The organism is Oceanobacillus bengalensis (assembly GCF_003628445.1).
GTDB lineage: Bacteria > Bacillota > Bacilli > Bacillales > Amphibacillaceae > Oceanobacillus > Oceanobacillus bengalensis.
Genome location: NZ_RBZO01000013.1, coordinates 60,361 through 74,619, shown reverse-complemented (window position 1 = coordinate 74,619; position 14,259 = coordinate 60,361). Strand labels below are relative to the sequence as shown.

The window sequence follows — 14,259 nt, the reverse complement described above, 5'->3', positions numbered from 1 at the left end:
GACGGTTTGAGCAAAATTTATGTGATTCATGAAAATAGTGAATGGACGGAACATCTAATTAATAGGTTTGAACAATTACATGTACCTTACGGAGATTGGTTACTTGAAAATGGTACAGTGGATCTTACTTCTACTCCGCCAGAGGGTATTTTTTATAATCGTATGAGTGCTTCTTCTCATACACGTGGTCATCGATTTTCACCAGAATTAACAAATGCAGTACTTGCTTGGTTGGAGCATCACGGTCGAACGGTAATTAATGGAAGCCGTGCATTACAATTAGAAGTTAGTAAAGTATTACAATATATAGAGCTTGAGAGATTTGGAATAAAAACACCGAAAACAATAGCTGCAGTAGGAAAGAAAGAAATCTTAAAGGCTGCAAAAGTATTTGAGGGAAGGAAATTCATAACGAAGCACAACCGAGCAGGTAAGGGACTTGGTGTTCAATTGTTTACTTCTGTTCAGGCATTAAAGGATTATGTAGAAAGTGAACGTTTTGAAGAACCTGTAGATGGAATTACACTCATTCAGGAATACATTGAGTCACCGGAATCATTTATCACACGTTGTGAGTTTGTTGGGGGTAAATTCATCTATGCAGTGCGTGTAGATACTTCAGATGGATTTGAATTATGTCCAGCAGATGCTTGTAGAATTGACGATTTGTATTGCCCTGTAGGTGAAGAAAGTTCAGCACCAGCCATGTTTGAAATAAGAGAAGGGTTTGAGCATCCAATTATTGAAAAATATGAGCAAATGCTTGCTGCTAATGATATCCAAATTGCTGGTATTGAATTTATTGAAGATAAAGATGGGAATCTTTTTACGTACGATATAAATACAAATACAAATTACAACAGCGAAGCAGAAGAAAATAGCGGTAAATTTGGTATGCTAGAAGTTGCGAAATACTTAAGCCATGAACTCGAAAATATCAGTTAAAATTGGTGCCTGTCACTTGTCGGAATATGTCGAAAACCGAACGGTGATAGGCACCAAAATTTAAATTCCTCGTGATTCGCAATAGTCTTCAACAATTTCGTCTATTTGACCAGGTTCTGGAAATTTCCCTGAAAAGGAAAATCTCACTTCTTCTACAAATTCCCCTTGTTTATATATGTGAATAGCTCCATTTTGTTCAATTACACTGTATTCAGGTTCAAATCTATATCCACCACGTTCAATCGCACCCAATATGAAAACAACTCCTTCGTTAAAAGTTTCTCCATTTCATATTGTTCGCAGTTTTTGGGATAAAAACCATTTGATATTACTTTTCGCCCACAATAAGACTCCCACCTTACGTGATTGTAGAAATCAAATTCGACAAAATTCGAGGAGTGACAGGCACCTTATTTCAAGAAGTCTTTTACTACGTTAATATATTCTTCCGTTTCTTCAAGGTATGGTGTATGTGCGCTATTTTCAAAAATATGCAATGTACTATTCGGTGTTAGGCTACTGAAAAATACTGTTGATTTGGGTGTTGCTTCATCATATCGGCCACAGGTATATAGTGTTGGAACAGTGATGTCTTTAAGTTGTTCCGTACAGTCAAAGTCTTTTAAATTTCCTGTTACATGAAATTCTGATGGCCCCCACATGATGTTATAAACTTCTGGATTTTTATATTTTGCTCCTTCTTTCAGAATAGTAGGCTTTGGATCGAGTCTACATACAAAGTATTTATTGAAGACCTCTGTTGCTTTTTTGTATTCTTCAGAGTCTGTTGTACCAAATCTCTCACATGTATTTAATGTAATTTGAACGTCGATTGGCAATTGCTCACGATTACGCTTTTGGTCCTCTGCCCACATTGGTGCACTTAAGCATGGACTTGAAAAAATGATACTTTTTACACCTTCTGGATGTGCGAGAGTGTACGCTGCAGCCAATGTTGTTCCCCATGAATGACCAAGAATATGGAATTCTTCAAGATCAAGTGCTTCCTTTATTTGTGCTAATTCTTCTACAAAGCGATTAATATTCCATAATGTGGTGTCTTTAGGGCGATCAGATTTACCACAACCTAATTGATCATAAAAAATAACCGGTCGATCTCGAGCAAGTACCTTTAGTCCCTGTAAGGAATGATGAGATGAGCCTGGACCACCGTGCAAAACAATAACAGGTGTATGAGTTGATCCGTTATCATGCTTCTCGTACCATACCTTCCCACCTGTTACTTCAATGTATCCTTCTGTTATAGTCATGTTTTTTCCTCCAAACTTAAGCGCTGACACGCACTCTTGTATTACTATCATACCATTAAATTACAATTGATAGCTTATTCAGTCCTTTGTGGATAGCAAAGATGTGAAAATAGTAAAAATCCTAAGCGATGACAGACACCTTACATAATCTATCTATATTGTGGAATGGTAAGAGAGTAATTATATGTATGCATAGAGGTACAAGCTTTATAGCGCGTTTGGAGGTGCTCGAATTTGCTACAAAAATTGTTTCGTGGGAAGAAAGAAAAACGTGCTTACAATGGCTCTAAGCTAGATGGCGATATGTCTAAGGATAATTCCGAAAAAATTGACAGCGAATTGACGAAGACGGTAAACATATTCAAAACGATTTACTCCTATCCAGACAATCAAGATGTCACTATTCGTAATATACATATTAATGGACTCAATAAGGACGGAGCACTTCTTTTTATAAGTACAATTACGGATACGAAAGTGATTGATGAGTACGTTATCGAACCTTTACTTAAAAATCAAGATTCAGAGGTTAAAATAGATGACCTAGTTTCTGTCCCTTCCATTTCTAAAACAACCGCAATTGCAGACATATGTACAGAGGTGAATAATGGGAGTGCAGTGCTTTTTGTTGATGAGGAGACGCAGGCCTACATATTAAATGCATCAAACTTCGAAAGCAGAGGTATTGAGAAGCCAGAAAATGAAACCGTTGTGAAAGGTCCAAAGGAAGCGTTTATAGAGAAAGCATCGACTAACATTTCCTTAATTAGGAAGCGTATTAAAAATGAAAATTTAGTTGTAGAGACGCAAACCGTATCCAAACGATCAAATAATGTAGCCTACATTGTCTATATTAAAAACGTAACGAATGACGACATAGTGGACAAAGTAAAAAGTAGATTACATACGATGGATGTAGATGCCGTTCAAAATCTATCACTCCTAGAGCAATATATAGAAGAAAGTCATGTATCCATTTTTCCGACAGTACTAAATACCGAAAGGCCGGACAGGGCTGTTTCGTTTTTGGAAGATGGTTATGTTGTGCTATTAATGGATAATTCTCCTGATTCTTTAGTAGTACCAGCAACGTTTTGGTCCTTTTATCATACATCTGAGGACCATTATTTACGGCTTCCATATGGTAATTTCACACGGGTATTACGACTCTTTGCCTTATTTGTTACGTTATTTACTTCGGCACTTTATGTAGCTGTTGTAACCTTTCATGTTGAAATGATTCCACCTGATTTACTGTTAGCAATTGCTTCAACGAGGGAACTGGTACCATTTCCGGCTTTATTTGAAGTGTTACTCATGGAAATTGCCTTTGAACTAATTAGAGAAGCTGGATTACGTGTCCCGTCACCAATTGGACCAACCATTGGAATTGTTGGTGCACTTATTCTAGGGCAGGCAGCTGTTGAAGCGAATATCGTTAGTCCAATTGTTGTCATTGTAGTGGCATTAGGTGGGCTAAGTTCATTTGCGATTGGCGATATTAGTATGAACTTTGCGATACGATTAAGTCGCTTTATATTTGTCATAGCTGCAGGGGTTTTTGGAATGTACGGGATGGTAGCTTTGTTCACGTTAGGTGTATTTTACCTTGTATCAATTAGAACATTTGGTGTGCCTTACTTAGCTCCCATGACTCCTACCTATAAGTCATCAAAAGATACGATATTTCGGAAAATGTTGCAAAATGAGATTTTTAGACCAGGTTATATGAAACCAAAAGATATGAAGAAGAAATAAGGAGATTTTTTAACATGGAGCAACCACAGGGTAGAACAGGTGGGAAAATTGGAATAAAAGAATTTGTGGCCATCGTAGTGATTATGATAGGGACAAAAATTACCGATGACACGACAGCGTTACTATTTAAGCCATTGTTAAATGCGGCTTGGATGGTACCCGTTATAAATGGAATATTAGCGATTATTCCAGTCGCTCTTTTGATGAAGGTTTCGACCCATTATGAAAACAAGGATCTGATAGATGTTTCTTACCATTTGTTTGGAAAATATATCGCATTTTTTGTTTTGTTTATCCTCTGGTTTATTGGTTTTTGTTTTATTGTTGTTGATACGGCAATATATACCGATATTATTGGAACAATGTATTATTTAAGGACCCCATCAATCGTAATTTATGGGTTATTAATGTTTGTCTGTGCTTATGGTGCTAGAAAGGGATTAGAGAATATTGGCTCTGTTGCTTGGACTGTGTACCCGTACCTCCAAGCTTCTCTGTTTGTTACATTGTTAATAACTTTTAGCCAAGGAAGCACAAATTTCCTTTTTCCTCTATTTGGACCAGGAGCCTTGGAAGTGATAAAAGAAAGTAGCTTTACAATATCCATTTATATGGATATCTTATATGTCTTTATTTTATTTCCATATGTCAATAGGACAAAGGATTTTAAAAAAGGTACATGGATTGCATTCGCTCTTATTGCTATAAATATGGCACTAGCATTGATAAGCTATATCATGCTTTTTGATTATCATTCTGTTGCCATGCAGAGCTACCCTTATCATGAAGCGCTAAGAACCATAAATTTTGCCTTTCTAACAAATTTAGAATCGTTTATCTTTCCATTTTGGTTAATTGGATCGTTTGTTAAATTTACAGCTTATCTCTACATTAACCTATTGCTATTTGCCAAATTGGTAAAGATTGAACAGTTTAAATACCTCATCCCGACATTTGCAACGCTAATTGTTTTTCTTGGCTTAATTGCAGAAAATCCAGCGGTAACCATGCATCAATTAAAACAAACAATCGCTTACATTACTTCTCCAATGTTCTTTGCGCTACCTATTCTATTCTGGATTGTCGCGAAGTGGAAAGGAGAGTTCAAAAAGTGAAAATAGTAAATCTCCCATGTAAACTGGCTCTGTTCTCCCTTTTCTTTCTTTTGCTCACTGGGTGTTGGGATCAGACGGAAGTGGAACAGTTAGCCTATGTTGTTGCGATCGGCTTGGACAAACCTGAGGATGTAAAGGAAGGCCTTGTTGAGATAACGTATTTAATTGCGAATCCACAATCGGGTGCAAAAGTAGGTGGAGACGAACCTCCAAGGGAAATTATAAGCTTTTCAGTTAATGATTTTATTAATGCAAGAAACTTGGCTAATACGGTTATAGCAAAACAAATTTCTTATGATTTGTTGCGATTTATTATTGTTTCAGAGGAATTTGCAAAAGATGATGATTTTATTAAATGGATGTATGATGCAACGAAAGCGACAGATTTTCGAAGGGATCTAAGAATTTTAGTGAGCAAAGAGTCCCCAAGTACGTTTATGCAAAATAATGAGCCGCTTGTTGACAAAAGACCACATAAATACTTCGATTTGATTTTTAAACGAGGGAAAGAAACAGGGACAATTCCGCCTGGGGAGTTATTTAGCTTTTATCGAATTACTGAATCAGATGCAAACGTTTTCTTAGGGGTATATGCTACAACGGAACAGGAGGAAGAAGGAGCTAGACAGGAGGACTCGGATCAAATTATTGCAGGAGAATTTGACAGTTCAGGAGAAACAAATACGACGCAATTTGCAGGGTCTGCTGTTTTTAAAGAGGGGAAAATGATTGATACGTTAACAATAGAAGAAACTCGTCTTTCTTTTCTATTGAGTAATATTTTTGAAAAACCTCGTGAAATATTGACAGCAATGCCTGATCCGTTCGATGAAGATTATCAACTCACAACAAGAATTCAAAGAGACGGTAATATTGACATGAATATGGACCTGGAGAAAGAAAAACCAACAATCGATGTTACTGTTCCGATAGTATTAGAGGTGATGACGAACCATAGTATGAATAATTATTCAGATGATGTTAAGAAAAGAGAAAAGTTAGAGGATTCTCTTGAGGACACGCTGACACAGAAGTTTGAAGATCTCATTAAAAAAACACAGGAAGAGTTTGGTGCAGAACCTTTTGGATGGTCACTCATTGCTAGGAAAGAATTTTTGAGTATTCCTGAATACGAGGAGTTTAACTGGATGAAAACATATCCTGAGATGGAAATAAATGTGAACGTAAACCTTAGAATTGATAAGTTTGGAAGACAGATAAGATTGCCAGATTTAGATGAGGTGAGGGACTAATGGTTGTTATGTTGTGGATTGTTGCTATCAGTGTTTTTGTTTATACTTTTGGATTTGGTATTTCGTTATGGAAGGATAAGAATCGATCTGGATCAATCGTGGTATTTATACTGGGAATTGCAGTCGTTATCGTCCCATTTTTTTCGAATATAATATGAACGGTTTAGGGTGCCTGTCACCGTTCGGTTTTCGCCATCATTCGACGAAATTCGACGGGTGACAGGCGCCTTGTATGTATGATATAATTTACATAATGTTAGATATATTAGTCTTTGGGGTGGTTGATATGACGAGTAAAATGAAGCTAGCTAGAATTGAAAAAGGGCTTACACAGGAGCAACTTGCCTCAAGGGTAAAGGCGACAAGACAAACGATTGGATTAATTGAGAAGGGAAAGTACAATCCTAGTTTGCACCTTTGTATTGCAATTGCCAAGGAATTAGACAAAACATTGGATGACTTATTTTGGGAGGGTTCTTAAACAATGATACGTTCTTTTTTAAACTTTTTACTGCCTGATGATGAATACAAACGTACTAGAATCATATATTTTTTGGCAGAAGCGGCAGTGCTCTTAACAGTCATATTATTTATATTTTCTTTTTTTAGTAGTTGGTTAGAATGGGATATTGATAGTAACACTATCCACCCGATAATCGTTATTGGATTTATATCGTTTTACACGTTAATACGATATATTTTCTCTGGTATAGAATTCACAGATGTTTCAACCAAGGAGCAATATGTAAAGCAGAGGCGTTCAAATATAATACAGGCGTCAAGTGTTGGATTCTTCTTTTTTATTTTTCATGGTATATTTGAAGGATTTCCATCAGACTTTGAGAGTGCCATAGACATCGTTGGCCCAACATTATTTTTTGTCTTCTTTTATTATCTGGTAATATATTTATCACTCAAACGTTCCTATAAAAAGAACAGAGAATTACTTGATGACTAGAATGGAAGCAGTGCAATTTTCTTGAAGTTAGAATGAAAATAACTATTTTATTTGTTCTGAAAATTTGTTACAATAAATTTGTTGATAATTGCACGGAAGAGGAGGGGATTCACATGAAAAATACAAATTGGATATGTTTAGAAAAGAAATACGGTGGCTCTTTTCTCTCGAAAATAAATCTCAATAAATTGAAATAGTGAATGTATAAGGACCTTCGTGTTATGCGGTGGTCCTTTTTCTATGAAAAGATTTCCACTGAAGTGGTTGGTGAAATAATAAAATGAAAAGAGGAGACTACGATGGAAATTAGAAATTATCATGTAAATGATGAAACTGGTTGGCTTCGTTGTAGGGTTTTAGCATTTTTAGATACGTCTTATTATGATAATGTGTTGACACAAAAGGAGAAGTATGAAAATCCAGCAATTGAGTTGGTTGCAGTTGAAAATGGGGAAATCATTGGGCTCTTGGATATTGAATACGAAGAGGAGGAGCGCACCGTTTGCTCAAGAGGAACTGGATTAGGGGGCATGATATGGCATATTGCTATTCATCCAGATCATCGCAGAAACGGAATAGGGAAGTTGCTACTAGAGGAAGCAGAATATCTTGCGAAAGAAAAGAAGTTAAATCGGTTTGAGGCTTGGACCAGGGATGATGATTGGGTAAATCGATGGTATAGAAAGAATGGATTTGTTAATGTTCGTTCGTATTTACATGTTTATCTGGAAGATGAGATACAGGGGAAAATAAAAAGTGAAGTCCCTGATTTATTTCCTGTACACGTATTTGCACATTATGTGGGTGAAGATACAGATACGATTAGAGAATGCTTTAGTCGAGTCCATGAGTGTGTTTGTTACGAAAAAATGCTGGAATAGATTTTTTATATTGTTCAATTGTTCAATTGGATGTGAAGGATAGAAAGGGAATTCTTATTAGAGTTCTCTTTTTTTGTTGGAAGAATCGTAAACAACACCTAAGCCTCTAGTCTTATATAAAAATCAGCCCTAGGCGTAATGTTTATAATATTTAGATAGATTAAACTAGTTATAGTAAATGATGCCCGTCACCGTATATTTTCGACAAGTTTCAACGTAATTCGACAAGTGACAGGCACCTATATGAACTGGGGGAAGGGTTTTGCTTAATTTTATTGTGAGGCGGAAGATTTTGGTAAGTCTGGTTACTGTGTTGGTACTTATTCTAGGTAGCTATGCACTAACAAAGCTTGATGAGGAGTTATTGCCAGAAGTGGATTTTGATGGTGCGTATGTGACTGTTAGTGCCGGTGATATGGCTGCCATTGAGGTGGAACGGTCAATTACTACACCACTAGAACAACAAATCTTTGGGATTGATGGGGTTGAGGATATCTATTCAACAACAACGATTGGCCAAAGTAGTTTGCAAATCATGATTGAAAAAGGACGAGGAGAAGAAGTGTCAAAAGAAGTGGAGTCTGTTGCAAACTCCATTACCTCAACGGTCTCTGGAATTACGGAAGTATTAGCAGATCAAATGAGCGTGAGTGCAAGCTATGAATTTTTCATGGATGTGTCGAATGGTGATATGGACGAAATGACTGCATTTGCCGAGGATATTCTTGAACCACGCTTAGAGGAACTGCCCGAAGTTCGGGATGTTTCTCTCATGGGCATCCAAAAATACGAAGTAACGATAGAATTTGACCGAGACGCAATGTCTGAGAATGCGCTTGATATATCGCAAGTTCGTGGGATTATTCAGCAAGCAAACATGGAAGCAACATTAGGGGAACTAAAAGCTGAAGAGGAACAGCCATCACTAAGATGGGAGTCTCGATTAGAATCGGTAGAAGATGTGGAGATCATACAGATTCCTACACAGTCAGGTTTTATTGATTTAGATGAAGTTGCTGATATTTCATTACAACCCTTGGAAAGTTCATCTTACGTTTGGAAAAATGGAACAAAGGATTTTATCTTTGTTCAAATTGGAAGTGCATCTGATGTAACACAAATTGATATGGCAGAAGCAGTACGTGAAGAAATCGAAAATATTCGAGATGAAGGATTAGTAGGAGATTTCGAACTAAATGAACTCGTTGCGCAAGCAGATTATGTAAAGGAATCGATTGATGGTGTTACGAGTAATATTCTGATAGGTGGTATATTGGCAATTGTTGTTTTACTCGTTTTCTTACGTAATGTAAGAGCAACAATTATCATCGGCATTTCCATCCCTACATCTATTTTGCTAACCATCCTGTCGATGTGGATATTGGATTATAGTCTTAATATGCTAACCTTAATTGCTTTAGGGTTAGGAATTGGAATGATGGTGGATGCTTCTATTGTTATATTGGAATCCATTTATAAGAAGAAAGAACAAGGAATTAAGCCTTTAGTTGCTGTAATTGATGGGACAAAGGAAGTTGCATCTGCAGTTATTGCCTCCATCTTAACCACCATCGTGGTGTTCGTGCCAATCGGATTAATGGGTGGTGACGTGGGACAGTTCATGGTGCTCTTGAGTGTAGTTGTAGCGATAACATTGGTAAGTTCTGTCATTGTGTCGTTTACATTAATTCCAACTTTATCAGAAAGGTTCCTGACACTACGCAGAAAGAAAACTGGAAAAGAAGGACGATTTATACAGGGATACGGCAGGTTTATTTCATGGGTGATAAAGAAAAAAAGAAATAGTTTAGCGATGATTGTGCTTTTCTTCTTCATGTTTGTCGGTTCATTGTTCCTTGTGTTTAAAATACCAATGACAATTATGCCAGATATCCTTAACCGTTACGCAGAATTAATAATTGATTTGGAAACAGGGGTTTCGATAGAAGATAAGGAAGACATTGCCCTGAAAATAAGTGACACATTATCTGAAATAGAAGATGTAAAATCAAGTTACATTATTGATGATGGCTCTATGTTCTTCATGCTTATCAATATGACGAAGGGCGAAGAGATTACAACAGAACAAAAGGAAGTAAACGAAGAAATTTTAAGCTCGCTACGGGAACTTGATGAGGATTATCCGATAAACAGTGTACAAAGTGCGATGTCTGTTAGCGTTGGCAGTCCGATTCAAATACAGATTCAAGGAGAAAATTACGAGGAACTTCAAACGATTGTTCATGAGTTTACAAAAGAGCTCGATGAAATTGAAGGAATTGTTGGTATAAACAACTCTATTGAACGAACCTCCATTGAAAAGGTTGTAGAATTACAGGAGGAAGCTATTAAGGATGCTGGATTGTCGGAAATGCAGGTTCGAGAAGGTATTGGGGAAGCATTCATTAACATGCCAATCGATGAGCTTGATATAGAAGAAGAAAGCGTTCCTATCGTAATGAAATGGGATGAAAAGGTTGAAGACGAATCCGCCTTACTTGAGTGGAAGCTCCCTACAATTGATGGTGATAAAGCCTTGTCTACATTTATTAAACTGAAAAGTGTAGATACGCCAAATGAAATTTCACACAGTAATGGTGAACGATTTATAACCGTTTCTGCAGATATCGAAAATACAGATTTAGGCACGGTTAATCGTGAAGTACAAGGTCTAATCAGCAATTTTGAAACACCTAAGGGCTACACGATTTCTGCTGGTGGAGATCTTGAATCACAACAAGAACTTATTTTCGATATGATTCTAATTTTCGTCATATCTATGTTCCTCGTATACCTTGTGATGGCTGTACAATTTAATCATCTTGCACATCCATTTATCGTGATGTCAGTGATTCCAATGACGATTGTCGGTGTCATTCTTGGATTGTTTCTCACACAACGTGAGTTAAGTGTGATGTCTGGAATGGGCATTATCATGTTGATTGGAATTGTTTTAAATAATGCCATTCTCTTGATTGATCGAACAAACCAATTACGCAAAGCAGGATACACAGCTAATGAAGCATTACTGCAAGCGGGTAAGGACCGTATCCGCCCAATCTTTATGACGACGTTAACAACAATAGGTGGAATGTTGCCACTTGCACTTGCCGCAGGGACGACAGGGAATTATCAGGCGCCAATGGCAACAGCGATTATTTCAGGCCTATCGTTTGCAACAATCATCACATTAGTCTTAGTACCTTCCGTTTATCGTATTTTTAATGCAATCGGAAATGGCTTTGGAAGAATTTTTAGGAAGAAGAAAAAGGAAGACAATGAGCCAGCGGAAAGTGTAAGTTAGTAGATTGAATCCCTTCCAATAGTTGGAAGGGATTCTTGATTAAACCTAGTAGTTTAGTTTAGAATAAAATGTATAGTATAAAATTTAGTTGAGGTGTTAGACAAGAAGTTGGTATTGTATTAAATTGTTGTGAGGGGGAGATTGGATGAATAAGGTTGGAATTGTTGGGGGATTGGGACCTGAGTCAACGGTCGATTATTATCAACAAATTATCTCCAAATATCAGGATAGATTAGGAAGTAAAGAAGTGTTACCTGAGCTGTTTATTAACAGCATCAATATGTATAAAGTTTTTCATTTAATTGATACGAACCAAGTAGACGGTTTGGCTGATTATTTAGTTGATGCAGTTAAGAAACTAGAATTGGTTGGGGCAGATTTTGCGATCATCTCTGCAAATACGCCGCATATTGTGTTTGACCAGGTCCAGCAGCAGGTTCAAATTCCGATGATTAGTATTGTAGAAGAAACATATAAAAAGGCAGAAGCTTTCGGTATAGACAGAATTGGCTTAATTGGAACGAAGTTTACGATGGAAAATGATTTTTTTAAGACACCATTTATCTCAGGTAACAAAGAAATATTCGTACCAACTCACTCAGAACAGCAATACATTCATCAGAAGATTGTTGAGGAATTAGAGAACGGAATTGTTAATGTGGAAACGAAGGGAAAATATTTGGAGATTATCAAACGAATGACCCATGAGGATAAGATCCAAGGGATTATCTTAGGCTGTACAGAATTGCCGATGATTATAAAAGATGATGATCTAGATATCCCGCAGTTTAATACAACAGAGATTCATGTTAATAGTATTGTAGATACAATCTTTCTAGATAAGAACTAAGTGAAAGAACTTGCCATACGCCTCCAAACAGCAGGAAGAAGAATGCCTGACTTAGGGGGTGTTTTTATGGTTTAATTAAAAGAGAACAATTTTCTCAGGAAGGGAGTTGAACCTGTCACCACACGATTTTATTGACAAAATTCGACAAGTGACAGGCACCTATGTTTAAGATTATGTTAATTGAAGATGATGTGTCGTTATTTGGTGAAATAAAAGATAGACTTACACAGTGGTCTTATAAGGTGTATGGTATCGGTGATTTTGGTAATGTGATGGAGGAATTTACAAGCGTAAATCCTGACTTAGTTGTTATTGATATTCAATTGCCGAAATTCGATGGATTCCATTGGTGCCGGATGATTCGCACATACTCGAATGTGCCGATCATTTTCTTGTCTTCCCGTGACCACCCAACAGATATGGTCATGTCGATGCAGCTTGGAGCAGATGATTTCATCCAAAAACCATTTCACTTTGACGTGCTGATTGCTAAGATTCAAGCTATCCTAAGGCGTGTATACAATTACAACGTGACAGAGCAGACAAGTTTAAAGACGTGGAATGGTGCAACAATTGATTACGAGAAAAATACGGTTGAGAAAAGTGAAACAACACTGGAACTTACGAAAAATGAAATGTACATATTAAAGATACTAGTGGAACATAAAAATAGTATTGTAAGCCGAGAGGAAATCATAAAAAGCCTATGGGATGACTCGCGCTTTGTCAGTGATAATACGTTGACAGTAAATGTGAATCGTCTTAGAAAAAGGCTAGGAGAAATCGGTTTAGGTAGTCATATCGAAACTAAAGTCGGACAAGGCTATTTAGCAAAAGAAGTGGATGCCTTCCATGGTTAAAAAGTATCTGATAGAAAGGCTTCATTGGATAGTGTTATTTTGCTTTTTCCATTTATTACTGCTATTTATCGGATTTATTGACCCGACAATTAACATATCATCCATCTCATACTTTGTGTTCTTATCTACAATCATTTTCATCGTGTTTCTGTTTGTTCAATATCATCGAGAGGTGAAATACTATAAGAGTATAGAAGAGTGGCATCCTAGTATGGATATAGAGAGTGTCAAGCTGGCCAGCAGTCCTTTTGAAAAAATATTAGAGGAATTTGTCACATTGCAAAACGAATTCTATAAAGAAGAAACAAATCGAAGTCTAACAGCTATTGAACAGGAAAAAGATGAATTGCTTTCCTGGATTCATGAAGTAAAAACACCACTAACAACGATGCAGCTAATGATCGAACGTATAGAGGACGAATCACTAAGGGTCAAGCTTCAGTATGAGTGGCTTAGAATTCACTTACTACTTGACCAACAATTACATCAGAAGCGGATTCCGTTTATGGAAAATGATTTGTATATTGAGAAAGTTGAACTAGAACCCCTTCTTTTTAATGAGATTCGAGAATTAAAGTCTTGGTGTTTTCAAAAAGGGATTGGCTTTGATGTAGAACTAGATGTGAAAGAAGTTCTTTCGGATGCGAAATGGTTAAGTTTTATGATTAGACAGGTACTAACAAATGCGGTGAAATATAGTGACGCAGCTGATATACAAATTATTAGTTTTCGAAAAAAAGGGCTAGCTCAGTTACAAATTACAGATGCTGGTCGTGGAATTGATGGGAAGGATTTGCCGCGAATCTTTGAAAAAGGTTTTACGTCTACGAGCAATCACAAAGATAATGCTGCAACTGGAATGGGGCTATATTTAACCAAGAAAGTGGCAAAGGCTTTGAAAATACATATTGATGTTGCCTCAACACCTGGCGAAGGAACAACCTTCATACTAACTTTTGCGGCGAAGAATGACTTCGTAGCTATTAGAAGCATGTGACAACTTTGTCACATGCTTCTCTATTTTGTTCGATGAATCGAAGGAAAATGAATCGTGCATCCTTTAT

At 36.9% G+C, this 14,259-nt stretch carries 14 protein-coding genes; 12 read left to right on the top strand and 2 right to left on the bottom strand.

Features of this window, described 5'->3' with window-relative positions:
- Positions 1–6: 6 nt before the first annotated feature.
- Complete coding sequence (locus D8M05_RS09900) at positions 7–945, top strand: ATP-grasp domain-containing protein (protein WP_121131327.1); 939 nt, start codon at positions 7–9, stop codon at positions 943–945.
- Positions 946–1,005: 60 nt separating this feature from the next.
- Here D8M05_RS09900 and D8M05_RS09895 read toward each other — a convergent pair whose 3' ends face one another.
- Together D8M05_RS09895 and D8M05_RS09890 are read right to left on the bottom strand one after the other, a co-directional pair.
- Positions 1,006–1,197 (bottom strand): YbxH family protein, encoded by a 192-nt coding sequence (locus tag D8M05_RS09895; protein ID WP_121131325.1) that lies wholly within the window; start codon positions 1,195–1,197, stop codon positions 1,006–1,008.
- A 158-nt stretch (positions 1,198–1,355) separates the two neighbouring features.
- On the bottom strand, positions 1,356–2,216 hold the full coding sequence (locus tag D8M05_RS09890) for a proline iminopeptidase-family hydrolase (RefSeq protein ID WP_121131323.1): 861 nt from the start codon (positions 2,214–2,216) through the stop codon (positions 1,356–1,358).
- Positions 2,217–2,450: 234 nt separating this feature from the next.
- Between D8M05_RS09890 and D8M05_RS09885 the strand changes: the two genes are divergently transcribed.
- The 11 genes from D8M05_RS09885 (at position 2,451) to D8M05_RS09840 (ending at position 14,192) form a co-directional block, all read left to right on the top strand.
- Positions 2,451–3,974, top strand: coding sequence for a spore germination protein (locus D8M05_RS09885; RefSeq protein WP_245985279.1), 1,524 nt, complete (start codon positions 2,451–2,453; stop codon positions 3,972–3,974).
- A gap of 14 nt (positions 3,975–3,988) precedes the next feature.
- A complete protein-coding gene (locus D8M05_RS09880) occupies positions 3,989–5,089 on the top strand; it encodes a GerAB/ArcD/ProY family transporter (RefSeq protein WP_121131321.1) in 1,101 nt (366 codons plus the stop codon).
- Entirely contained in the window at positions 5,086–6,342 is a 1,257-nt protein-coding gene (locus tag D8M05_RS09875; RefSeq protein WP_121131319.1) for a Ger(x)C family spore germination protein, read from the top strand. The genes D8M05_RS09880 and D8M05_RS09875 overlap by 4 nt, the downstream gene beginning before the upstream one ends.
- The gene (locus D8M05_RS20185; RefSeq protein ID WP_183072761.1) at positions 6,342–6,500 is read left to right on the top strand and encodes a hypothetical protein; all 159 of its coding nucleotides are present in this window, start codon (positions 6,342–6,344) and stop codon (positions 6,498–6,500) included. Before D8M05_RS09875 ends, D8M05_RS20185 begins: the two co-directional genes overlap by 1 nt.
- Before the next feature lie 128 nt (positions 6,501–6,628).
- Positions 6,629–6,823: a helix-turn-helix transcriptional regulator gene (locus D8M05_RS09870; RefSeq protein ID WP_121131317.1), complete on the top strand. Its 195-nt coding sequence runs from the start codon at positions 6,629–6,631 to the stop codon at positions 6,821–6,823.
- Positions 6,824–6,826: 3 nt separating this feature from the next.
- A complete protein-coding gene (locus D8M05_RS09865) occupies positions 6,827–7,300 on the top strand; it encodes a hypothetical protein (protein ID WP_121131315.1) in 474 nt (157 codons plus the stop codon).
- A gap of 299 nt (positions 7,301–7,599) precedes the next feature.
- Positions 7,600–8,181 carry a GNAT family N-acetyltransferase gene (locus tag D8M05_RS09860; protein WP_121131313.1) on the top strand — a complete coding sequence of 194 codons (582 nt, stop codon included), beginning with the start codon at positions 7,600–7,602 and terminating at the stop codon, positions 8,179–8,181.
- A gap of 262 nt (positions 8,182–8,443) precedes the next feature.
- Positions 8,444–11,485: an efflux RND transporter permease subunit gene (locus tag D8M05_RS09855; protein WP_121131311.1), complete on the top strand. Its 3,042-nt coding sequence runs from the start codon at positions 8,444–8,446 to the stop codon at positions 11,483–11,485.
- Positions 11,486–11,630: 145 nt separating this feature from the next.
- Positions 11,631–12,335 (top strand): aspartate/glutamate racemase family protein, encoded by a 705-nt coding sequence (locus tag D8M05_RS09850; protein ID WP_121131309.1) that lies wholly within the window; start codon positions 11,631–11,633, stop codon positions 12,333–12,335.
- A gap of 161 nt (positions 12,336–12,496) precedes the next feature.
- Complete coding sequence (locus D8M05_RS09845) at positions 12,497–13,195, top strand: response regulator transcription factor (protein WP_121131307.1); 699 nt, start codon at positions 12,497–12,499, stop codon at positions 13,193–13,195.
- Positions 13,188–14,192 carry a sensor histidine kinase gene (locus D8M05_RS09840; protein ID WP_121131305.1) on the top strand — a complete coding sequence of 335 codons (1,005 nt, stop codon included), beginning with the start codon at positions 13,188–13,190 and terminating at the stop codon, positions 14,190–14,192. Before D8M05_RS09845 ends, D8M05_RS09840 begins: the two co-directional genes overlap by 8 nt.
- Positions 14,193–14,259 lie beyond the last annotated feature (67 nt).